We start from the raw sequence: 22,889 nt of genomic DNA on the forward strand, positions 1-22,889 counted from the left end.
ATTTTCCAAGTGGGATAAGACATGAACGTTGAACAATGCTTTGCGAGTTTTGGCCGGCGCTGGGGAGCCTGTGTCCTGGCGTCGTGTCTGTTGGCCAATAGCGCCATCGCGGCACCGACCACGACGTTCGCCGCGCTCCAGCAGTCGGCACTGCCGACGGTCAAGGCACCGCGTGCGGTGTTGCTTGGCTTGACCCGGGCCGGGGAGCGTCTGGTGGCGGTTGGCGAGCGCGGCATCGTGTTGCTCTCGGACGATTCGGGAACGAGCTGGCGCCAGGCCCGCGTGCCGGTCAGCGTCAGCCTGACGGCGGTGCAATTCGTCGATGCCGAGCAAGGCTGGGCGGTGGGGCACCTGGGAGTGGTGTTGCACAGCGAGGACGGCGGGGAAACCTGGCACAAACAACTCGACGGACAAATGGCCGCAGCGCTGGCGGTCCGCGCCGCGCAGCAGGATGCCGGGCAACCCGACGGCGCCGACCGCCTGCGCAAGGCGCAGCTTTTACTGAGCGATGGACCGGACAAGCCGTTTCTCGACCTGTACTTCAGTGATCGGTTGCACGGCTACATTGTCGGTGCCTACAACCAGATCTATCGCACCGAGGACGGTGGCAAGAATTGGCAACCGTGGATGCAGCATGTAGACAACCCACAGGGCCTGAATCTGTACGGCATCCGCGCCCTGGGGCATGACTTGCTGATCGTGGGGGAACGGGGCCTGCTGTTGCGCTCCCGCGATGCGGGGCAGTCCTTCCAAGCATTGAAGTCACCCTATGAAGGCAGCTTCTTCGGTCTGCTCGGCACCCGCAGCGGTGCCTTGATTACCTATGGTTTGCGCGGCAATGCCTGGTGGTCAGATGACCGTGGTGACAGTTGGCGGCGTCTCGACACCGGCATCGAATCGACCCTGGCGAGCGCCGTCGAACTGCGCGATGGCAGCCTGGTGATGGCCAGCCAGAACGGTGAACTGCTGTTCAGCCACGACCAGGGCCGCAGCTTCGACAAACGTCAGAGCCGCGCTGGCGGAACGATTGCGGCGGTGCAACAGACCGTTGAGGGCAGCCTGGCCAGCGTCGGCTTGAGCGGCGTGGCCGCTGACCAGGATCCACGGATATCCGGCAAACCTTGAAACTTCACGGTGTAGCACTATCGGGCCACGGCCCGTGCAGCAGGAGTCAGACTTGAAAGACGATAAAACTCAAACCGTGATCGGCCGCCTGGCGGATTTCGACCAGGCGTCGGGCAACTTCGCCGAGCGGGCGATCTTCAACCATCGACCGCTGGTGATCCTGCTGTGCCTGCTGGTGACCTTGTTGCTCGGCTGGCAAGCCACGCGCATCGGCATCAACGCCAGTTATGAGAAAACCATCCCGACCGGCCACCCTTATGTGGCCAACTTCCTGGACAATCGCAGTGAGCTGAGTGGCCTGGGCAATTCATTGCGTATCGCCGTGGAGGTCCGCCAGGGCAGCATCTTCACCAAGGAGTACCTCGATACCCTGGTCAAGCTCAACGACGAGCTCTACCTGCTGCCGGGTGTCGATCGACCCTACATGAAGTCATTGTGGACCCCAACGACCCGTTGGACCGCAGTGACAGAAGAGGGCCTCGATGGGGGAACGGTGATCCCCGACGACTACGACGGTTCCGCGGCCAGCCTCGAGCAGGTGCGCACCAACGTCGCCCGTTCTGGCGAAGTCGGTCAGTTGGTGGCGGGCAACTTCATGTCCAGTGTGATCTTCGTGCCTTTGCTGGAGATTAATCCGCAGACCGGCAAGGCCCTGGACTATGGTGATTTTTCCCGGCAACTCGAAGCCTTGCGCGACAAGTACCAGACCGATGACCTGCGGATTCACATCACCGGTTTCACCAAGATCGTCGGCGACCTCATCGAGGGGCTGACCCAGGTGCTGTTGTTCTTTGTGGTGGCGGTGTTGGTGACCGTGGTGGTGCTTTATGGCTACACCCGCTGCGCGCGCAGTACCCTGGTGGTGGTCACCTGTTCGTTGGTGGCGGTGCTGTGGCAGTTGGGTTTGCTCGCCATCCTCGGTTATGAACTGGACCCCTATTCGGCGCTGGTGCCGTTTCTGGTGTTCGCCATCGGCATGAGCCATGGCGCGCAGAAGATGAACGGCATCATGCAGGACGTCGGTCGTGGCACCCACCGGGTGGTGGCTGCGCGGTATACCTTCCGCCGGCTGTTCGCCGCGGGCATGACCGCGTTGCTCTGCGATGCGGTGGGTTTCGCTGTGTTGCTGCTGATCAATATCCGCGTCATCCAGGATTTGGCGGTCACCGCCAGCCTCGGCGTGGCGGTGCTGATCTTCACCAACCTGATTCTGCTGCCGATCCTGCTCAGCTACATCGGTGTCAGCCCGGCGGCGGCACAACGCAGCCTGCGTTCGGAAACCGCCGAGTTGCAGGCCCGGACCAAGCATCCCTTGTGGCGTTTCCTCGATTTGTTCACCCAGCGGCGCTGGGCTATCGGCGCCATGGTCGGTGGGCTGTTGCTGGCCGCGTTCGGTTTTGCCGTGAGCCTGCATCTGAAGATCGGCGATCTGGATCCCGGTGCCCCGGAGTTGCGGTCTGATTCGCGCTACAACCGCGATGCACTGTTCATGACGCGCAACTATGCGGCCAGTTCGGACATCTTCGTGGTGATGATCAAGACCCCGGAAGACCAATGCACCCGCTACGCCAGCCTGTCGGCGGTGGACGCGCTGGCCTGGCGCCTGGAGCAACTGCCGGGCGTGGAGTCGACCACCTCCATGGCGGCGCTGAGCAAGATGGCCACGGTCGGTTACAACGAGGGCAGCTTCAAATGGTTTGAGCTGATCCCCAATGACGGCGCGTTGGGCGCGGTACAAACCCGCGCGCCGCGAGAGCTGTTCAATCAGGGCTGCTCGATGTTGTCGCTGTACGTTTACCTGGCCGATCACAAGGCCGATACCCTGAACCGGGTGGTGGAGGCCAGTGAACAGTTCATCGCCGAACACCAGGTCCCGGAGGTCAAGTTCATGCTGGCCGCCGGCAGCGCCGGGATCGAAGCTGCGACGAATATCGTGGTGAAAAAATCCATGCGCGAAATGCTGTTCTGGGTGTATGGCGCGGTCAGCCTGTTGTGCCTGGTGACCTTCCGCAGCTGGCGCGCCACCCTCTGCGCGGTGCTGCCGCTGATGCTCACCTCGATTCTTTGCGAGGCGCTGATGGTCGCCTTGGGCATGGGGGTAAAAGTCGCGACACTGCCGGTGATTGCCCTCGGCGTGGGCATCGGCATCGACTATGCACTCTATGTGTTGAGCGTGATCCTGGCGCGGATGCGCGCTGGCGATACCTTGGCCCAGGCCTATTATCAATCGCTGCTGTTCACTGGCAAGGTGGTGTTGCTCACCGGCATGACACTGGCGGTGGCAGTCTCGACCTGGGCCTTCTCGCCAATCAAGTTCCAGGCCGACATGGGCATCCTGCTGGCCTTCATGTTCCTGGTGAACATGTTGGGCGCCTTGATCCTCCTGCCGGCACTGGCGTGGCTGTTACTGCCGCAGAAGGTCTTCGCAAAAAAGCCTGAAGCGAGCCGGCTCAAGCAGTTGGTCAAAGAGCACTGAGTGGGCCTTGAGAGGGGCTGCTGCGCAGCCCAGCGGGAGCAAGCTCCCTCGCCACAAAGGCATCCGGGTCAGCCTGGGGATTTGTTCGAGACTGACCCTGATTCGAGAGCCAATTTACCGCGCCGTGTGCCAGTCCTCGCTACCGATGCAAAATCACCTGGGCAATTTCCTGCAACCCCATGACCCGCTGCGCGGCGTTGAGTTTGATCGCTTCCTTGGGCATGCCGAAAACCACGCAGCTGGCCTCGTCCTGGGCCACGGTGTTGCTGCCGGCGTCGAGCATTTCCTTGAGGCCGCGGGCGCCGTCGTCGCCCATGCCGGTCATGATGATGCCGGTGGCGTTGCGGCCGGCGAATTTGGCCACTGAGCGAAACAGCACGTCCACCGAAGGACGGTGGCGGTTGACCAGGGGGCCGTCCACCACTTGCACGTGGTAGAACGCGCCGCTGCGGGTCACCATCATGTGTTTGCCGCCGGGGGCGATGAGCGCCAGGCCTGGGTGGATGCGGTCGTTGTTGCGGGCTTCGCGCACTTCGATCTGGCACAGGCTGTTGAGCCGGGCGGCGAACGAGGCGGTGAATTTTTCCGGCATGTGCTGGACGATGACGATGCCCGGGCACACCCGTGGCAGCGCGGTGAGCACCGCCTCCAGGGCCTGGGTGCCACCGGTGGAAGTGCCCAGGGCGACGATGCGTTCGGTGGTCTGCGCCATGGCGTGGCCGTTGGCGGCCGGCAGCATGGCGTCGGCCGTCAGCTTGGTGGCTGGCGTCAGCGGAGTGGGGGCAGGGCGCTTGCCCAGGTTACGGACATTGACCTGGGCCGCGGCGCGGATTGCCGAGACCAGTTCCGGCGCCGACTCCAAGAGGAAATTCTTCAGCCCGGTGGTGGGCTTGGTGATGATCTCCACCGCGCCGGCCGCCATCGCCTGCAACGTGGTTTCCGCGCCCTTGGGCGTCAGGGACGAGCAGATCACCACCGGGGTGGGACGCTCGCTCATGATTTTTTTCAGGAAGGTGATGCCATCCATGCGCGGCATTTCCACGTCCAGCACGATCACGTCGGGCCATTCGCGGGCGAGTTTGTCCATGGCAAAGATCGGATCGGAGGCCGCGCCCATGACATGGATGTCCGGCGTGTCGCTGAGGATCGCCAGCAACACCTGGCGCACCACCGCGGAGTCATCCACCAGCAATACATTTATCTTTTTTGACATGGTTAATGCCGGGTCCTTATTGGTTGGTGCCTGACCCATACATCGCCGCTGCAAAGGTCGAAGATGATGCTTCGGTGGCCGGTGCTGCCCATGTCCTGGGCGATCAGGTCCAGGCGGTAGAGCGCGGCGATTTCCAGCGCCGCATTGACGTTCAACCGCGCCACATCGCCGTAGGGCACATGGCGTTGCAGTTCGGGAAACATCTCGCCGCCGCCGAACAGCTTGAGTTGGTAGTCCTCGGGCTCGGTGTGATGGGCCCTGGCCTGGCGAATGAACAGCTCAATGGCTTCGTCGGCGTACAGGCCGTTAAGGGCCTTGGAGCAACGCACCCGACTGGGCAACATGAAATGGCACATGCCGCCGATCTTGCGTACCGGGTGCCACAGGGTCACCGCCACGCACGAACCGAGAATGGTGCGCAGGCGGGTCGGGCAAGTGGCAAAGCGAAACTCCCCCGGCGCCAGGTACACCTCGGCCACTTCCCTTATCGCGGCGCTCATGGCTTGCGATAAATCGAAGGGGCCACCAGTTTCAACGCGTCGGATACGCCGTTGAGGCTTTCCGAGTGGCTCACGATGAAATACCCGCCGGACTTGAGCCGGGGGAGCAATCGGGCGACCACTTTGATTTTGGTGGGCTGGTCGAAATAGATCATCACGTTGCGCAGGAAAATCACATCGAACTCTCCCAGTTCCGGCAAGGTGTCGTTGAGGTTGACCTGGACAAAGTTGACCCGGCTGCGCAACGTCCGGTCGATGAGGAACGTGCCTTGCTGGCTGCCGGTGCCCTTGAGGCAGTATTTCACCAGCAGCGGATGGGGCAGGGTGCGCGCGCGTTCCATCGGGTAATGCCCGGCGCGGGCCTTGGCCAGCACCTGGCTGCTGATGTCCGAACCGATGACTTCCCAAGGTGTGGTGCCCAGTCCTTCGGCCAGAGTCATGGCCAGGCTGTAGGGTTCCTCGCCCGACGAACTGGCCGCGCTCCACAGGCGAAAGACCTTGCCTGGGGTCGCGTGGGGCAGCACGTGCTGGCGGAGGAAATCGAAGTGCTTGGGCTCGCGGAAAAAGTAAGTCTCGTTGGTGGTGAGCAGGTCCAGCGCCACCTGCAACTCATCGGTGCGCTGGCCGTTCATGATCAGCTTGAAATACTCACCGTAGCTACCCAGCTCATAGTGCTTGAGGCGCTTGAACAAACGTCCGGCCACCAGGGCTTTCTTGGCCGGTGACAGGTTGATGCCCGCGGCCTGGTACAGCCAGGATTGAAATTGACTGAACTCTCGATCGGTGAGTGCCAGTGAGTTCACCGTGCGTTCCTTGCAAGCGTCAGCGTTCACAGGGCGTCAACTTCCAGCGCGGCAGGGCTGGTCTGGGCAAGTTGGGACATCTCGTCGATGGACAGCACCCGGCCCACCTCCAGCACGATCACGAATTTACCGTCGACCTTGGCCATGCCGCTGATGAAGTCGGCGCGGATCTTCGCCCCGAAACTCGGCGGCGGTTCGATTTGCGAAGCCGGGATTTCCAGCACGGCGGAGACCGTGTCCACCAACAGGCCAATGTCCTGGGCGTGTCCGTCGTCGGTGTTGGCCTCGATGATCACCACGCACGAACGCCGGGTGATCGCCGAGTTCTGCCGGCCAAAACGGGCCGACAGATCCACTACCGGCACGACCGCGCCACGCAGGTTGATCACCCCGCGCACGAAGGTCGGCATCATCGGCACCACCGTGAGGTTGCCGTACTCGATGATTTCCTTGATGCACAGGATGCCGATGGCAAACATCTCCGTGCCGAGCATAAACGTCAGGAACTGTGCTTCTTCCTCAACCGTGATGGCGGCTTGACGTGTGGTCGCGATGGCGCCCATGCCTGTATCTCCTTTAAGCGAGCCTATGGGAACGAACCGTCAGAACCGAGTGAATTCGGATTCGTCCGGCGCGCTGGCCATGGTGTAGGCAAATGCCTTGGGGGCAGCGGGTGCGGCGGCTCGGGCCGGCTTGCGGCTGGACGGCCCCGGCGTATGGTCCACCCGCAGCGGCTGGCTGGCCGATTTGGGCGGCGTGTCCAAGGTGAAGAAACTCATTGCCTGTTGCAGTTGTTCGGCCTGGCTGCTCATTTCCTCGGCGGTGGCGGCCAGTTCCTCACTGCTGGAGGCGTTCTGCTGGGTCACCTGGTTGAGCTGGGTCATGGCGGTGTTGATTTGCGCGACACCAGCGGCCTGTTCTTCGGAGGCGGCGCTGATTTCCTGCACCAGGTCCGAGGTCTTGTTGATGGACGGGACCATTTCGTTGAGCAAGTGCCCGGCCTTCTCGGCCATGTCGACGCTGCTGGACGACAGCTCGCCGATTTCCTGGGCCGCGACTTGGCTGCGTTCGGCCAGCTTGCGCACTTCAGCGGCGACCACGGCAAAGCCTTTGCCATGTTCCCCGGCGCGGGCGGCTTCAATAGCGGCGTTGAGCGCCAACAGGTTGGTCTGGTAGGCGATGTCGTCGATGATGCTGATGCGCTGGGCGATTTTCTTCATCGCCACCACGGTCTGCTGCACCGATTCGCCGCCGTCGGTGGCTTCCTTGGCGGCCTTGCTGGCCATGCCGTCGGTGACCTTGGCGTTCTCGGTGTTCTGGTTGATGCTGGCGCTCATCTGCTCGATGGAAGCGCTGGTTTCCTCGACGCTGGCCGCTTGTTCACTGGTGGCCTGGCTCATCGATTGTGCGGTGGCGCTGACTTCTTCCGAGGCGCTGGCCAGGTTGTCCGCAGCGTTGCGTACTTCACCGATGATATGGGACAGCTTGCCCACCATGTTTTGCATGGCGTTGAGCACCATGCCGGTTTCGTCCTTGGAGCCGCCCTCGATTTTCGCGTTCAGGTTGCCTTCGGCCAATTGTTCGGCGACGGCGGCGGCCTGTTTCAAGGGACGGGAAATGATCCGCGAAATGAACAGCGCCAGGCCCAGGCCCACCAGCAGGGCGGCAACCAGAACGGCAATGATCGACAGGCGCGACTTTTCAAACAGCTCAGCACCACGCTCGCTCGCTGCGCCAGCTCCGACATCATTGAACTCCACCAGTTTTTGCAGGTCGGTGACCACCAGCTCGAATTGACGCCTGGACTCACCCTTGAGCAGGGCATGGGCCTGGTCGGTCAGGTTTTGTCGGGACAGCGCAAGCAGGTCCTTGCTGACCGCGAGGTAAGCGGCCCAATCGTTGCGGGTGGTTTCGAACAGCTGGCGGTCTTCTGCATTGGAAAGCAGTTTTTCATAGGTCGCCATGCGCGTTTCAAAGGCTTTTTTGGCTTCTTCGGCTTCTTGCTCGACGGTGGCGCGTTCCTGTTCGGAGTCGGCGGTGATGTGGCGGTTTTCCTTGAGGCGATAGTTCGCGCCGTAGTAACGCATGCCCGAGGCGGCACGCATGGACGGCATCCAGTTTTCCCGGATCTCGACGGTGGTGCCATTCACCTGGCCCAGTTGGATGATCGAGAACACCCCCATGACGGCGGTCAGCGCCAGCACCACAAGAAATGAAGTGATCAGTTTGGTGGCGATTCTAAGATCGTAGAACCATTTCATTGGGAAGTACCTCTCCATGGAATTGCGAAAGCGTCAGCGAGCAGTGGCTTGTTGTGATTGAGTTGAGGTGTAGCGGTTTTCTATGTGTACGATCTGGCTGAGCAGCGCCGGTACGTCGAGAATCAACGCCACGGCGCCACTGCCCAGGATGGTCGAGCCGCTGATCCCGCGCAGTGCGCCGAACAGCTTGCCAAGGGGTTTGATGACGGTCTGGAATTCACCCAGCAAGTCATCCACCACCAACCCGGCCTTGAGTTCGGCGTAACGCACCACCACCACGTTCTGCCGGCGCGAGGCCGGGCCTTCGTGGTTGAAGTGATCGCGCAGGTACACCAGGGGCAGCACCTCGCCGCGCAGATCCAGGTAGCCTTGTTCACGGCTGGCAACCCCGTCGTCTTCGCTCAGCTCGAGGCATTCCTGGACCATGTCCAGCGGAATGACATAAGTGGACTGGTCGATGCCCACCAGAAAACCATTGATGATCGCCAGGGTCAGCGGCAGGCGGATGCGCACCACGGTGCCTTTGCCCGGTTGGCTGTCCAGGTCGACGGTGCCGCGCAGCAAGGTGATGTTGCGCTTGACCACGTCCATGCCCACGCCACGTCCCGAAAGATTGGTGACGGCTTGGGCGGTGGAGAACCCAGGTTCGAAAATCAGGTTGTAGATCTCTTGGTCGGTAGGGCTCGCGCCGGGGGCGACCAGGCCGCGTTCCTGGGCTTTTTCCAGGATCCGGTCACGGTTCAGGCCGGCGCCGTCGTCGGCGATTTCCAGCACGATGCTGCCGGAGTCGTGATAAGCGTTGAGGTGCAGATGGCCCTTGACCGGTTTGCCGGCCGCCAGCCGTGCTTCGGCGGTTTCAATGCCGTGGTCCATGGCGTTGCGCAGCAGGTGCATGAGCGGGTCGCCGATTTTCTCCACCACGGTCTTGTCCAGCTCGGTTTCCGCGCCACTGATGATCAGGTCGATGTCCTTGCCCAATTCCTGGCTGACATCGCGCACGACCCGCCGGAACCGGTTGAAGGTTTCGCCGATGGGGATCATGCGCAGGCGCAGGGCGCCATCGAGGATTTCCTCCACCAGCGCCGACACCGTCGAGGTGGACTCTTGCAGCGGGTCGTTGTTGCAGGTGCGTGCCAACAGGCTGGCACCGGCACTGGCAATGACCAGTTCCCCCACCAGGTTGATCAATTCGTCCAGCTTGTCGGCGTTGACCCGCACATAGGCGCCGTCCTTGGCCTTGTTTTCGCCCTTGTCCGCTACCTGGGCAGGCAGCCGTGGCGTCGAGCGTTGATCAGCCATCAACTCGCCAGTGGTCACCATGGCGGTGCTTTCGATACTGGCCTCTTGCGCTTGTGCAACCAGGTGGGTGCTGGCCGACATGGCGGGGTCTTCGACGGCGAAGATTTCGATCGTGCAGTCTTCGCGGACAAAATCGAACACTTCGTTGAGTGCCGCGTAAGGGGCGGCCGAACGGACATCCAGCTCGAAACCCAGGTAGCAGGACTCGGCATCCCATTCTTCGAGCGAAGGCAGGGTGTCGGTCAGCGTGGTGATCTCGACGATTTCACCGAGGGTTTGCAGGTAGCGCAGGAACGACAAGGGGTCCATGCCGTTGCGGAAAACCTCCCGGCCGAAACGCAGGGAAACGTGCCAGAGGCGCGCTTCGCCTGGCTCGGTCGCTGCGGTTGCGGCGGCCTGCGTGGGTTGGATGTCCGGCGCCGTCGGCGGTGCCTGATATTCCTGCAGGATCTGACACAGCTCCATTTCCCGGGCCAGGGCAGGGGGTTGCAAGGTCGAGCCCTGGTTGGCGACCACGTCGATCAGCTCGAGCATGTGATCGCCGGACTTGAGCAGCACGGCAATCAAGCCCGGGTCGACGGCGACGCTGCCGTCACGCAGGCGATCGAGCACGTCTTCGACGATGTGGGTAAAGCTGACGATCGGTTCCAGGCCGAACAGTCCGGCCGAACCCTTGATCGTATGGGCCGCCCGGAAGATCGCGCCGATGGCGTCATCGTCCGCAGGGTCACTTTCCAGTTGCAGCAAGGACTCTTCCATCGCCTGCAACTGTTCCCGTGCCTCGACGATGAACGTTTGTTGTGCCTGATCGAGATTGATGCTCACGCGCATATCCTTTGTCGTGTCCGACGTGTTACGGGGCCTCTAGGCAACCAGGTTGCACAGGGCGAGTGTTTCAGTGACTGCGTTGCTGTGACCGGTCAGCGTCAGTTGGGTACCTGCCTTGGGGGCCTCGCGCTGGACCATCATCAGCAGTTGCAGGCCGGCGCCGTCCATCTCCGTGACCTGCGACAGATCCAGTTCCATCTGTGGCGTCGCCCCCAGGCGCGGCAGCAACTGCGCTGCCAGGTCCGCCGCGGTGTAGATCGTCAGCTCGCCGTCGATGTGGACCTGCGCGGTGTCATCCAATGTTTCGTACAGCAATGGCATCACAGCCTCCGGCAATCAGGGAAGAATCAGTTTGGACACCGCCGCCAGCATCTGCGCCGGCTGGAATGGCTTGACCACCCAGGCCTTGGCACCCGCCGCCTGGCCCTCTTGTTTCTTCGATTCCTGGGATTCGGTGGTGAGCATGATGATCGGCGTGAACTTGTAGCTGGCGAGCTTCTTGACCTCCTTGACGAAGGTGATGCCGTCCATGTTGGGCATGTTCACGTCACTGATGATCAGGTGTACTTTCTGTCCATTGAGCTTGCCCAGGGCATCCTTGCCGTCGCTGGCCTCGATCACGTCGTAGCCGGCACTTTTCAACGCGATGCCGACTACTTGCCGAACGCTCGCGGAGTCGTCGACAACCAATACACTTTTAGCCATGAGTGGCTCTCCTAAAAGAAGGTTATTTCCTGTGAAACCTGTTGCGCGCCCGAGTCGCCGCGGTGGTTGCGGCGTTGCTCGTCGGTGGCATAAGTGGTTTCCATGCGTGCCAGCCATTGGCGGGCATCGATGGAGACGGCCTGGTCGGGCGACTGACTGGCTTGCTGCATGTGCACATGCAGGTCCTCGATGTTGTCGCGCACGTGGCTGAGAATCTGGCTGACCCGATCCTGGAATTGCAGGCTGACCAGCACTTCGGTGAGTTCGTCGCGAATGCCGAAGCTTTCCTGTTGCAGCAGGTCAGCCGATTCGGCCAGCCGCCCGGTGACGCTCTTGAAACGCTCCAGCACGCGCTGGATGCTGTCTTCGGAGCCGGCCACCGAATGGCTGTCCTGGTCCGCGCCACTGGAGGCTGCCTGGACCAGTTGGGTAATGGCGGTATTGATGATGTCGACCTTGGCCGACATCTGCTGGCCGGTCTCGCTGGACTTGCTCGACAGGCTGCGCACCGCGTCCGCCACCACCGCAAAGCCACGTCCGGCTTCGCCGGCACGGGCGGCTTCGATGGCGGCGTTGAGGGCCAGCAGGTTGGTCTGCGCGGCAATCGCCGCGACGTCGGCGGCCATGGTCCGTAGCTCGCCGGTGTAGGCGGTGAGGTTGCGGACCTGGGCCAGCGTCTCGTCGCGGCTGGCCTGGGTGGCCTTCAAGGAATCGATCACCTGCACCAGTTCACTTTCGCTCTGGGCCAGCACCTGCACCGCGCCGCCACTGCTCTTGCCGGTCAGTTCGCCGGCGGCCAGTTGCGAGGCTTGCACGGTGTCTTCCAAGCGTGAAGAAATGCCAGTGAAGCGGCTGGTCAGCGAGACAATCGCGGTTTCGGTCTGCTGCCGGGAGCTTTCCACCTGCTTGGCCCAGATCGGCATGGCACCGAGGATGACTTCGTTGAGTTGTGCGCTGTTCTTATGGCCTGGATGTTCGGCGGCGTGCAGCTCATTGCGGGCGATGGCCTCGGCAATGGATGCATCAAGCTGGCGCCGTTGCGAACGGGCGCTCCATACGCCGGCACCGATGCCCAAGGCCAGGAGTGCGATACTCAAACCGATGTTTTGCGCACTCGGACCGTTGAGCGCCAACACGCCGACGCCTGCGGCAATGGCCACTAACACCGGATTCCAGAGCAGGCGTGGTTGGGCTTTGGGAAAGGAATGACCGTGTGAATACGACGTCATGGTTCGGTCCTTGAACAGTGTTACAAACAGGTTATTTGCGAATAACTGGTTATCTGCAAAGCCGGCACTGTCTTGAGGACCAGTCGTCCGGTTGCGATAAAAGTAATGGCACAATGCTATCTTAAGGATAGACGAAAATGGGAAATTGTCGAGATGGCCTGACCTGTGGACACCCATACAGAGCGCCCTGGCTATTCTTTTGAAACCAGATGTAAGGATTGAGCTAAATTACCCCGCATCGGATGTCGAACCTGCCCTCACGAGTGCCCATGCCCACCCAGCCCCTCTGGAAAACCTATCTCCTGTTCCTGACGCCCATGGTCCTGTCCAACTTCCTGCAGTCCATGTCGGGCACGCTCAACAGCATCTACATCGGCCAGATGCTTGGCACCCAAGCCTTGGCGGCGGTGTCGGGCATGTTTCCCATCGTGTTTTTCTTCATCGCCCTGGTGATTGGCCTGGGCGCGGGAGCGGGGGTGTTGATCGGGCAGGCCTACGGCGCCGGCGAAACCGGCACGGTGAAGGCAATCGCCGGTTCGACCTTGTTGCTGGGGGCGATCATTGGCCTGGTGGCGGCGGTGCTTGGCAGTGTCTTTGCGCGTCAGGCGTTGCAAGGGCTCGGCACGCCGGCCGACGTGCTGGAGGACGCCGTTTCCTATGCCCGGGTCATGCTGTGGATCCTACCGATGTTGCTGGTATTCGTGTTGTTCACCCAACTGCTGCGCGGGGTGAGCGATACGGTGTCACCGATGTTGGCGCTGCTGGTGTCCACCAGCGTCGGGTTGCTGCTCACGCCAGCGTTGATTCGCGGCTGGCTGGGGTTGCCGCAGATGGGCATCCAGAGCGCGGCATTGGCGGGGCTGGCGGGGACGACGTCGGCGATGCTGATGCTGGCGTGGCGCCTGAGTCGCCGCGAGCATGCCTTGGCGCCAGACCGGGCGTTGTTCGCGGCGATGCGCCTGGACAGGGAGATCCTCGGCAAGGTGCTGCGCATAGGTCTGCCGACGGGGTTGCAGATGGTGGTGATCTCGCTGTCGGAGTTGGTGATCCTGGCGCTGGTCAATCGCCACGGCTCCCAGGCCACGGCGGCCTACGGCGCGGTGACGCAGATCGTCAACTACGTGCAGTTCCCGGCGCTGTCGATTGCCATCACCGCCTCGATCCTCGGCGCCCAGGCCATCGGTGCCGGCCGCCTGGAGCGTCTGGGGCCGATCCTGCGCACGGGGCTTGCATTCAACCTCTGGCTCACCGGTGGGCTGGTGCTCCTGGGGTACCTGTTGTCCCACTGGCTGCTGGGACTGTTCATCACCGATCCGGCAGCGCGAGTGCAGGCCGAACACCTGCTGCACATCATGCTCTGGAGCCTGCTGGTGTTCGGCTTCCAGGCCATCGTCGGCGGCATCATGCGCGCCAGTGGCACGGTGCTGGTGCCGGTGGCGATTTCGATTTTCTGCATCGTCGGTGTGCAAGTGCCGGCGGCGTATCTGCTGGACGCGTACTTCGGGTTGCAAGGGGTATGGATGGCGTTTCCGGTGGCTTACCTGTGCATGCTGGTGTTGCAGACGCTGTATTACAAATTGGTCTGGCAGCATCAGCCGATTGAACGGTTGGTGTAATCGACCCACCACCGGCCCCTGTGGGAGCGAGCTTGCTCGCGATGGCGTCGGCACACTCGGCATCGATGCAGGCTGATCCACCGCTATCGCGAGCAAGCTCGCTCCCACAAGGGTTCGGTGCCTGGCGATGTTACAGTGGCCGTCACCTGTCCCCCGTCACCGTCACCGAGGATCCGATGCCAGCCAGCCCTTCACCCAATATTGCCTACCGCGCCTTCCTCTTCGACATGGACGGCACGTTGCTCAACTCCATCGCCGCCGCCGAGCGGATCTGGACACGCTGGGCCCTGCGCCACGGAGTGGATGTGGCGGCGTTCCTGCCGACGATCCATGGCGTGCGCGCCATCGACACCATCGCCCGCCAGCGCCTGCCGGGGGTGGATGCCCAGGCCGAAGCCGAGCAGATTACCCGGGAGGAAATCGAAGATGTCGAAGGCGTCGTGCAAGTGCCCGGTGCGGCTGCGTTTCTGCAAAGCCTGCCGCCAGAGCGATGGGCCATTGTCACCTCGGCGCCCATGGCATTGGCCTTGCGCCGTATGGAAGCGGCAGGCATTCCGCGGCCAGCAGTGATGGTCACTGCCGAGGATGTCAGCGACGGCAAGCCTAATCCCACCTGCTATCGACTGGCGGCCGAGCGGTTGCAAGTGGCAGCGCAAGAGTGCCTGGTCTTTGAAGACGCCAAGGCAGGCATCCAGGCCGGCGAGGCGGCGGGGGCGGATGTGAGGGTGGTGACGGCGACCCATGTGCATCCGCCGGTCAGCGTCCATCCGATGATCAAGGATTATCTTGGGCTGAGTGTCGAGGTGGGTGAGGGTGGGGTGATGCGGTTGATCCCGGTTTTGTGACCGCAGCACAACCCCCGTGGGAGCGGGCTTGCTCGCGAATGCGGTGTGTCAGCCAACATCAATATCCGCTGATCTGACGCTTTCGCGAGCAAGCCCGCTCCTGCACAGGCTCTGGGGCGATAGGGTCAGGTCACCACGCGATAGCACGGCACATACGCCGCGCCGCCCGGCAGTTTCATCCGGTGTTGGGCAACGAAGGCCTGGAGCAGGCGGTCGAGGGGTTCCATGATGGCGGCGTCGCCGTGGATCTCGTACGGGCCATGTTCCTCGATCAGGCGAATACCTTTGTCCTTGACGTTACCCGCCACAATCCCCGAGAACGCCCGGCGCAGGTTGGCGGCCAGTTCATGGGCGGGCAGGTCGCGGCTCAAGCCCAGGCTGGCCATGTTGGCGTGGGTCGGGTCGAACGGGCGCTGGAAGCCTTCGTCGATTTTCAGCAACCAGTTGAAGTGGAAGGCGTCGTTGCGCTCGCGGCGGAATTGCTTGACCTCCTTGAGCCCCTGGGTCATCTGCCGGGCCACTTCGGCCGGGTCGTCGATGATGATCTGGTAGTGCTTCTGCGCCGCCTCGCCCAGGGTCGCACCGACAAACGCGTGCAACTGGTCGAGGTACGGCGCGGCGCTTTTCGGTCCGGTGAGGACCACCGGAAAGGGCAGGTCCTGGTTGGCCGGGTGCATCAGGATGCCCAGCAAGTACAGGAACTCCTCTGCCGTACCGGCACCGCCTGGGAAGATGATGATGCCATGGCCGACACGCACGAAGGCTTCCAGGCGCTTCTCGATGTCCGGCAGGATCACCAGCTCATTGACGATCGGGTTCGGCGCCTCGGCAGCGATGATGCCCGGCTCCGTCAGGCCCAGGTACCGGCCACCGTGGATGCGCTGCTTGGCGTGGGCAATGGTGGCGCCTTTCATCGGGCCTTTCATCACGCCCGGACCGCAGCCGGTGCAGATGTCCAGGCTGCGCAGGCCCAGTTCGTGGCCGACTTTCTTGGTGTATTTGTATTCTTCGGTGTTGATCGAGTGACCGCCCCAGCACACGACGATTTTCGGCTCGACGCCAGGACGCAGGGTGCGGGCGTTGCGCAGCAGGTGGAAAACGTAGTCGCTGATGCCCTGGGACGAGCTGAGGTCGATACGCTGGCTGTCCAGTTCGTTCTCGGTGTAGACGATGTCACGCAGGGCGCTGAACAGCATCTCGCGGGTACTGGCGATCATTTCGCCGTCGACGAAGGCATCGGCCGGCGCGTTCAGCAGCTCCAGGCGTACGCCACGGTCCTGCTGGTGAATGCGGATCTCGAAGTCCTTGTAGGCTTCCAGGATGGTCTTGGCGTTATCAACATGGGCGCCGGTGTTGAGGATGGCCAGGGCGCACTGGCGGAAAAGGGTGTAGATACTGCCGGAACCGGCTTCGCTCAGTTGCTGGACTTCGCGCTGGGACAAGGTCTCCAGGCTGCCTTTGGGGCTTACAGAGGCGTTGATTACATGTCTTTGAGTCATTCAGCTTTCCTTGAAAACGATGCCATGCACACAACCACGGCATCTTTAAAAATACGTCCACGTAGGAAGATCGCACGATCCTTGCGGTATCGCCATGGACTTTGATCCGGATCCGTCGGCTCGGTTGCAGCGCAAAATGAGCCCCAGCATAGCTAAATCCACCGGGCAGGCGATAATGCGCGACACTTTTTTATGCCGCACAAGGAAATGACATCGCGATGTTCGAGATCAAACCGTGGGATGCCGGCACCTACCGACAGCAGACCCGTCGCAGCACCCTCATCGTCGCCGTGACGTTCCTGGCCCTGGCGATGCTGTTGTCCAGCCTGGCGGTGATGCTGTTCGGTACGCCTGGCGGCGATAATTTTCGCTTCAACCTCGCCGGGGTGATTGTCGCGGTGCTGGCGATGGCTGCGCTGATGCGCCTGTCTTTCTGGTCGCAACCATGGATGGCCGCGGCGGTGTACGGCTGGCAGCTCAAGCGCAGCCTGATGAAAATCACCAACGTGATGCACCAGGTGGCAGCCGGAGTGCAGGCCCAGGACCCAACGGCCATGAAGCTGCTGCGCTTCTATCACCTGGGGCTGGCGCAGATGCATCAGCTGGATGCCAACTCCAGCGCCCAGGGCTCACTGGCGCGAGAGGCCGACGAGCACCTGGCGAAGATGCAAGCGCTGAACCTGGACACCGACCAATCGCGCCTGGACCCGGCCTGGATCGAGGCGGTGAAACAGGCTTATAGCGAACGTTGATTGACCCGCTTGGACAACTGCTCGGCCGACTCCTTGCGTTCGGAGTAACGGTCCACCAGATCCGGGCGATCACGCAGCAGCACGGTGAACCTCACCAGCTCCTCCATCACGTCCACCACCCGGTCGTACAGGGCCGAGGGCTTCATGCGGTCCTGCTCGTCGAACTCCAGGAACGCCTTGGGCACCGACGACTGGTTGGGGATGGTGAACATGCGCATCCAGCGGCCCAGCACCCGCAGTTGATTGACTGTGTTGAAGGACTGCGAACCGCCGGACACCTGCATTACCGCCAGGGTCTTGCCCTGGGTCGGCCGCACCGCGCCCATGGCCAACGGCACCCAATCGATCTGTGCCTTGAACACCGCCGACATCGAGCCATGCCGCTCGGGGGAACACCACACCTGGCCTTCGGACCAGGTCATCATCTCCAGCAGCTCCTGAACCTTGGGGTGGCTGTTGGGGGCGTCATCGGGCAACGGCAGCCCCGACGGATTGAAAATGCGCGTCTCGGCGCCAAGGTGCTCCAGCAGTCGCGCCGCTTCCTCGACCAGTAAACGGCTGAACGAACGCGGGCGGGTCGAGCCGTAGAGCAAGAGGATGCGTGGTTTGTGCGGACCGTCGGCGACTCCGGCGATGGTCTGGGACAGGGCTGCGTCGAGGTTGGGTAAGTCGTCGCTCATGGGGGCTCCGGGTCAGAGGGTGCCGATGCGATCGAGCTCGGCTTTCAAGGCCTGGGCGTCGAGCTGGTCGAAGGGCAGGGCGAAGAACGCCCGGCAACGGGTTTCGATACGATCCAGGGTGGCATGGAACGCCTGGCTGATCTGATCGTCGTTGCCTTTGACGGTCGATGGGTCTACCAGGCCCCAGTGGACTTTGATTGCCGGACCGAAGTACACCGGGCAAGCGTCGCGGGCGGCGCTGTCGCACACGGTGATGACGATGTCCGGCGGGCTGCCTTCGAACGCATCGTTACCCTTGCTGCGCAAGCCTTGGGTGCTAATGCCGGCTTCCTGCAAGGTGCTCAGGCTGCGCGGCAGCACGTGCCCCTTGGGGAAGCTGCCGGCGCTGACGGCTTGGAACCCGGCGGGGGCCAGATGGTTGAACATCGCTTCGCTGAGAATGCTGCGACAGCTGTTGGCGGTGCACATGAAAAGGACTTTCATCAATTCGACTCCAATAGGCGCGAGGTGGGCTGCGCTGGAGTATATGCGGAGAGTCGAATATATGGAATTTCATATTTATTAGCGCTCCCGCTCGAGGGCGCCACTCGTCTGTCGGCCTGACAAGAAATCAAACCCACGATACCGGATAGCTTTCTCATGAACAGTCATGGAAAGGAGAGACAACATGCCGGGTAAAAGTGTTTATGGGACATGGGCTGTGCTTTGCGCAACGGCTTTGGGGTTGATCGGTTGCGCTGGCGGCAATACCGACTCGCCCGTGAATGCGCCAGGCGCGGCGAAGACGCCGACCACCGCGACGCTGGAAGCGGGGGCAGGGATCATGCAGAACAAACCTCCGCTGCAGGCGCTCAATACCTACCTCGATGGCTTTCATTTCTTTAACGGGCGGATGTCCGGGCAAATGGAAGCTCACCATTACTGCACGGCCCTGAACGAAGAAGTTTTCCAGTGCGTCATCTTCGATGGCAACACCTCCGGCGCCAAACTGATGGGGGTGGAATACATCATCAGCCAGCGCCTGTTCGAAGGCTTGCCGGCCAGCGAAAAACAACTGTGGCACAGCCATGTGCACGAAGTGAAATCCGGCCAATTGATCGCCCCGGGCATCCCGCAAGCGGCGGAAACCCGGTTGATGGAGAACCTGGTGAACACTTATGGCAAGACCTGGCACACCTGGCACACCGGACAGGGCAACGAGCTGCCTTATGGCGTGCCGCAGTTGATGATGGGTTTCACCGCCGATGGCCAGATTGACCCGCAGTTGGTGCGCGAGCGCGACCGCCGGATGGGCGTGGACAGTGAAGCGACAAAGCGTGCCCGGGCGGGTATTGATACGCCGCCGGTAGACCCCGGCGCCGATGCCTGGCAAAAGGGGCAAGTGTGGCAGATCAAGGCTCCCAATGATGGGGAACATTCACATTGATCGGATGTAAAAATTGATATTGTGGCGAGTGCACGGACGCTCTCGCCACCCGCAGTATTCAGGGGGATAAAGGAAGTGACTGGGGGCAGCGTCAATAGCGTTGCATAAATAGAAAAGTTTATTAAGAAGAACGTTTGAAGGACTTTAACTACAACAAACGCCGGGGCGCAGCAGCGCTACGCCCCAACGGTGTGAGCCTCAGGATTTTTTACCGCCGCCCTGGCCGCGTTCGCTGCCTTTATTACCGGCTCCAGAGCCTTTTTGCCGGTCGCTTGGAACGTTGCCGCCCGACGCCTGTCCGCCTTTCTTGCCAGCTTCAGAAGCTTTTTCACGATCATTTGAGAAGTTGCCTGGGTTCTTATTTCCGCTATTGGCCATTTCGAACATCCTCATTGAGTTAGCGAGCAACGTGCCTCGCATTATTTGGGAATGAAGAGCGTGGGCGGAAGTTTAATAAAAACCCGTTCCTGGCGACGAATGGTCGGTAATGCAATAAAAGTGATACCGCCGCTTCGCTTGAACTTATACAAGATTGACGCGCTTTATAAACGGTGTGTTAACCATCCTGTTTATTAATCTTCGCCACCGCTGACTTTCCAATGTTTGGCGTCCGCAGGAAAAACGACCTGCTCAACCCGGTGCGCAATGCCGAAGGCCAGGGAATTTTCCGCAGGGATCACCCGTTCCTCGGCACACAGGCATTTGAAAATATCCAGTTGAGTCGCCGCGCCGGCGGTTTCCTTGACGTAGATCTCCACATAGCGCGCCACGTCGTTGTCCAGGCTGGAGAGGTATTCGCGCAAGCGTGAATGGTCCACTGATTTCTGACCGAAGTACCAGTTCATCGGGTGGATCAGAAAGCGCGAGTGGGGCGTGGTGGTGCGGTCGCTGGCGGCGAGGAACATGACGATGCCCATCGACTCGATGTTGCCGGCGTTTACGGCTCGTACCGGAACGGGAAGGGACTTGATGAAGGTGTAGAGGGTAAAGCCGAAGTTGGTGCTGCCGCCGACGGTGGAGAGGTTGAGCATCAGCGAGTCGGCGCCTTTTTCGATGGCTTCCAGGCAGTTGTCCCGGAAGCGTTCCGTGGTGCCCTGATCGATCTGGCAATGGAAATGGACAATGTGTTCGGACATCTGCAACTCCTGTCGATTTCACCCTTTGAAGTGCCTGCGGATCGGCGGTGTCGTACAGTTGGGAGTTCATCGGTTCTTGGATGTTCCGCCTCTGTCGGCCACCGCTCCTGAACGTGTTAATGCCATGCACTCGGGTTAGCACGCTTCGGCGGCTTCGGTCATGCGCTGCAAAAACATCGCCAATGCGGCGTCCTCTTCGCTGAGGCCTTTGCGCAGCCGGGGCTTGGGCAATTGCCTCAAGGCGCCGAGCAGAAAAGCCTCCACCACTGCAGGATGAATGTAGCACTTGCGACAGACGGTCGGCGTGTTGCCCAGTTGCCGGGCGACCTGCCTGACCATCTCGGTGACGTGTTTTTTCGCCTCGGTCTCGGTTTCCCAGGCCAGCATCCGCAGCCCGGCCAGCGCCGCCGCACTGCCGGCCCAGGTGCGGTAGTCCTTGGCGGTGAAGTCGGCGCCGGTGAGGCTCTTGAGGTAAGCGTTGACGTCCGAAGAACTGACGGAGTGACGCTCGCCGTTTTCGTCCAGGTACTGGAACAGGTTCTGTCCGGGGATCTCCTGGCAGCGCTTGATGATGCGTGCCAGGCGTCGGTCTTTCACGGTGATCTGGTGTTCGACGCCGCTCTTGCCGCGGAACTGGAAAGCGATGGCACTGCCGTTGACTTCCACATGCTTGCTGCGCAGGGTCGTCAAGCCGTAGGAGTGATTGTCGCGAGCGTATTGGGTGTTGCCGACTCGGATCAGGGTCAGGTCCAGCAGGGTGATAACGGTGGCCATGACCTTGTCGCGGCTGAACCCGGGCTTGGCCAGGATTTCCTCCAGGCGTTTGCGCAAGCGCGGCAGGGTGCGTCCGAATTCCAGCATCCGTGAATATTTGTCCGCATCGCGCACTTCACGCCAGCGCGCATGGTAGCGGTACTGCTTGCGGCCCCGGGCATCGCGGCCGGTGGCCTGGAGATGACCGCGCGGGTCGGCGCAAATCCACACATCGCTGTAAGCCGGCGGCACGGCCAGGGCATTGATGCGCTGGATCTCGGCGGCGTCGGTAATACGTTGGCCCTGTGGGTCGAAGTAACAGAACTTGCCACGCAATTTCTTGCGGGTGATGCCCGGGGCGGTGTCGTCGACGTAATGCAGGTCGGCCGGCAGTGCATCCGGCGGCAGGGTGTCGGGCATGAAGAAAGTCCTTGGCAGCGAATCCGGTGGCCTGTGATCGATTGACCGCAGCCCGTTGCGGTCGTGCCAAGATTCTGCGGTTGCGGCATTGCAGCCTTCCTACTATCCAAAGTCGACCGACGGACCTGTGGGAGCGGGCTTGCTCGCGAATGCGGTGGATCAGCCTCATCAATTTTGAATTTGCCGACGCTTTCGCGAGCAAGCCCGCTCCCACAGGATTGTAATTTGAACATTCAAAATTTTACGCCAACACCGCCACCGCCTTGATCTGCGCCCACAGCAATTGCCCCGGATGCAACTGCAACTGATCGCGGGAGTAACGGGTGATGCGCGCCAGCAGCGGCGTGCCGGTGGCTTCCAGGCGAATCAACACATGGGCGGCGTTGTCGGCGGCCAGTTCGCTGACCACGGTGACCGGCAAGCGGTTGAGGATGCTGGTCTGGGCATCGTTCGCCAGGCTGAGGCTGACGTCTCGCGCCTGGACCTTGAAGCGCAGCGCTTGCCCGATGGCCAGTGGCGTGTGAGCCACGCGTACGTTCAGCGAGCTGTCGGGCAGGTTCAAGGTCAGCAATTGATAGTCAGCGTCATAACCGCTGACCTGGCCCTGGATCACCACGCCCGCGTCATCGCCCATGGCCAGCGGCAGGTCAAGTCGGGCCAGGGTTTCGCCGATCGGCCCGCTGGCCAGCACGCGCCCGCCGTCGAGCAGCACAATGTGGTCGGCCAGGCGCGCCACCTCGTCCTGGGAATGACTGACGTACAGCACCGGAATATCCAGTTCATCGTGCAGGCGTTGCAGGTACGGCAGGATTTCGTTTTTGCGCCGGATATCGAGAGCCGCCAGCGGCTCGTCCATCAGCAACAGTTGCGGGCTGGTCAGCAAGGCGCGAGCGATGCCCACTCGTTGGCGTTCGCCGCCGGACAGGTTGTGCGGCTGCCGATCAAGCAAGTGCCCGATACCCAGCAGTTCGGTGGCCTGAGCCATGTCTACGCGACGTTGCGCCGGCGCGATGCGCTTGAAGCCAAACGCCAGGTTGGCCTGCACCGACAAGTGCGCGAACAGGCTCGCCTCCTGGAACACATACCCCACCGGCCGTTTGTGGGGCGCTACGAACACGCCGCGCTCACTGTCCTGCCACACTTGACCGTTGACCTCGATAAAGCCTCGGGCCGGCCGCTCCAGACCGGCGATGCAGCGCAGGCAGGTGGTCTTGCCTGAACCGGATGGACCATACAACGCTGTCACGCCACGGCCCGGCAGTTGCACATCCAGGTCCAGGGAAAAGTCCCCATGGTCGAGCTGAAAACGCGCCTGAATCATCG

Annotated in this window: 22 protein-coding genes; 6 read left to right on the top strand and 16 right to left on the bottom strand. The window is 61.7% G+C overall.

All coding sequences use genetic code 11. From position 1 onward, the window contains the following. Window positions 1–21 precede the first annotated feature (21 nt). On the top strand, window positions 22–1,125 hold the full coding sequence (locus CD58_RS11310) for a WD40/YVTN/BNR-like repeat-containing protein (RefSeq protein WP_025213110.1): 1,104 nt from the start codon (window positions 22–24) through the stop codon (window positions 1,123–1,125). 52 nt (window positions 1,126–1,177) lie between these two features. Continuing rightward, the gene (locus CD58_RS11315; RefSeq protein WP_025213111.1) at window positions 1,178–3,601 is read left to right on the top strand and encodes an efflux RND transporter permease subunit; all 2,424 of its coding nucleotides are present in this window, start codon (window positions 1,178–1,180) and stop codon (window positions 3,599–3,601) included. 139 nt (window positions 3,602–3,740) lie between these two features. On the opposite strand, the gene CD58_RS11320 is transcribed toward CD58_RS11315, so the two are convergent. From CD58_RS11320 to CD58_RS11360, 9 genes are read right to left on the bottom strand one after another with little or no spacing between them, the layout of a single operon-like run. Further along, window positions 3,741–4,814, bottom strand: a complete 1,074-nt coding sequence (locus CD58_RS11320) for a protein-glutamate methylesterase/protein-glutamine glutaminase (RefSeq protein ID WP_025213112.1) — start codon at window positions 4,812–4,814, stop codon at window positions 3,741–3,743. Between the two features lie 2 nt (window positions 4,815–4,816). Then, window positions 4,817–5,314 carry a chemoreceptor glutamine deamidase CheD gene (gene cheD / locus CD58_RS11325; protein WP_025213113.1) on the bottom strand — a complete coding sequence of 166 codons (498 nt, stop codon included), beginning with the start codon at window positions 5,312–5,314 and terminating at the stop codon, window positions 4,817–4,819. Continuing rightward, window positions 5,311–6,147, bottom strand: a complete 837-nt coding sequence (locus tag CD58_RS11330) for a CheR family methyltransferase (RefSeq protein WP_038436604.1) — start codon at window positions 6,145–6,147, stop codon at window positions 5,311–5,313. The genes cheD and CD58_RS11330 overlap by 4 nt, the downstream gene beginning before the upstream one ends. Then, window positions 6,144–6,680, bottom strand: a complete 537-nt coding sequence (locus CD58_RS11335) for a chemotaxis protein CheW (RefSeq protein ID WP_025213115.1) — start codon at window positions 6,678–6,680, stop codon at window positions 6,144–6,146. The genes CD58_RS11330 and CD58_RS11335 overlap by 4 nt, the downstream gene beginning before the upstream one ends. A 39-nt stretch (window positions 6,681–6,719) precedes the next feature. Further along, complete coding sequence (locus CD58_RS11340) at window positions 6,720–8,378, bottom strand: methyl-accepting chemotaxis protein (RefSeq protein WP_025213116.1); 1,659 nt, start codon at window positions 8,376–8,378, stop codon at window positions 6,720–6,722. Window positions 8,379–8,411: 33 nt separating this feature from the next. Further along, on the bottom strand, window positions 8,412–10,502 hold the full coding sequence (locus CD58_RS11345) for a chemotaxis protein CheA (RefSeq protein WP_025213117.1): 2,091 nt from the start codon (window positions 10,500–10,502) through the stop codon (window positions 8,412–8,414). A 39-nt stretch (window positions 10,503–10,541) separates the two neighbouring features. Beyond that, complete coding sequence (locus CD58_RS11350) at window positions 10,542–10,826, bottom strand: STAS domain-containing protein (RefSeq protein ID WP_025213118.1); 285 nt, start codon at window positions 10,824–10,826, stop codon at window positions 10,542–10,544. A gap of 15 nt (window positions 10,827–10,841) precedes the next feature. Then, window positions 10,842–11,210: a response regulator gene (locus tag CD58_RS11355; protein WP_003203044.1), complete on the bottom strand. Its 369-nt coding sequence runs from the start codon at window positions 11,208–11,210 to the stop codon at window positions 10,842–10,844. A gap of 11 nt (window positions 11,211–11,221) precedes the next feature. After that, window positions 11,222–12,616: a methyl-accepting chemotaxis protein gene (locus tag CD58_RS11360; protein WP_419178828.1), complete on the bottom strand. Its 1,395-nt coding sequence runs from the start codon at window positions 12,614–12,616 to the stop codon at window positions 11,222–11,224. A 92-nt stretch (window positions 12,617–12,708) separates the two neighbouring features. Between CD58_RS11360 and CD58_RS11365 the strand changes: the two genes are divergently transcribed. Beyond that, window positions 12,709–14,055, top strand: coding sequence for an MATE family efflux transporter (locus CD58_RS11365; protein WP_025213120.1), 1,347 nt, complete (start codon window positions 12,709–12,711; stop codon window positions 14,053–14,055). A gap of 176 nt (window positions 14,056–14,231) precedes the next feature. After that, window positions 14,232–14,900, top strand: coding sequence for an HAD family hydrolase (locus tag CD58_RS11370; protein WP_025213121.1), 669 nt, complete (start codon window positions 14,232–14,234; stop codon window positions 14,898–14,900). Between the two features lie 125 nt (window positions 14,901–15,025). On the opposite strand, the gene ppnN is transcribed toward CD58_RS11370, so the two are convergent. After that, window positions 15,026–16,399 carry a nucleotide 5'-monophosphate nucleosidase PpnN gene (ppnN, locus tag CD58_RS11375; protein ID WP_025213122.1) on the bottom strand — a complete coding sequence of 458 codons (1,374 nt, stop codon included), beginning with the start codon at window positions 16,397–16,399 and terminating at the stop codon, window positions 15,026–15,028. 218 nt (window positions 16,400–16,617) lie between these two features. Here ppnN and CD58_RS11380 point away from each other — a divergent pair, with 218 nt between their 5' ends. Further along, entirely contained in the window at window positions 16,618–17,151 is a 534-nt protein-coding gene (locus CD58_RS11380) for a DUF3087 family protein (protein WP_025213123.1), read from the top strand. Here the strand turns inward: CD58_RS11380 and arsH are convergent. After that, window positions 17,136–17,831, bottom strand: a complete 696-nt coding sequence (gene arsH, locus CD58_RS11385) for an arsenical resistance protein ArsH (RefSeq protein WP_025213124.1) — start codon at window positions 17,829–17,831, stop codon at window positions 17,136–17,138. The genes CD58_RS11380 and arsH overlap by 16 nt on opposite strands. Window positions 17,832–17,843: 12 nt before the next feature. After that, a complete protein-coding gene (locus CD58_RS11390) occupies window positions 17,844–18,314 on the bottom strand; it encodes an arsenate reductase ArsC (protein WP_025213125.1) in 471 nt (156 codons plus the stop codon). 184 nt (window positions 18,315–18,498) lie between these two features. Between CD58_RS11390 and CD58_RS11395 the strand changes: the two genes are divergently transcribed. Next, on the top strand, window positions 18,499–19,257 hold the full coding sequence (locus tag CD58_RS11395; RefSeq protein ID WP_025213126.1) for an OBAP family protein: 759 nt from the start codon (window positions 18,499–18,501) through the stop codon (window positions 19,255–19,257). A gap of 198 nt (window positions 19,258–19,455) precedes the next feature. Here the strand turns inward: CD58_RS11395 and CD58_RS29200 are convergent, their stop codons facing one another. From CD58_RS29200 to modC, 4 genes are all read right to left on the bottom strand, one after another. Next, window positions 19,456–19,635, bottom strand: a complete 180-nt coding sequence (locus CD58_RS29200) for a general stress protein (RefSeq protein ID WP_080712634.1) — start codon at window positions 19,633–19,635, stop codon at window positions 19,456–19,458. 194 nt (window positions 19,636–19,829) lie between these two features. Beyond that, window positions 19,830–20,393: an ATP-dependent Clp protease proteolytic subunit gene (locus tag CD58_RS11400; RefSeq protein WP_025213127.1), complete on the bottom strand. Its 564-nt coding sequence runs from the start codon at window positions 20,391–20,393 to the stop codon at window positions 19,830–19,832. Between the two features lie 135 nt (window positions 20,394–20,528). Then, a complete protein-coding gene (locus tag CD58_RS11405; protein ID WP_025213128.1) occupies window positions 20,529–21,566 on the bottom strand; it encodes a DNA topoisomerase IB in 1,038 nt (345 codons plus the stop codon). A gap of 241 nt (window positions 21,567–21,807) precedes the next feature. Continuing rightward, window positions 21,808–22,887, bottom strand: a complete 1,080-nt coding sequence (gene modC / locus CD58_RS11410) for a molybdenum ABC transporter ATP-binding protein (protein ID WP_025213129.1) — start codon at window positions 22,885–22,887, stop codon at window positions 21,808–21,810. Between the last annotated feature and the right edge of the window lie 2 nt (window positions 22,888–22,889).

This window comes from Pseudomonas brassicacearum (assembly GCF_000585995.1).
Lineage (GTDB): Bacteria > Pseudomonadota > Gammaproteobacteria > Pseudomonadales > Pseudomonadaceae > Aquipseudomonas > Aquipseudomonas brassicacearum_A.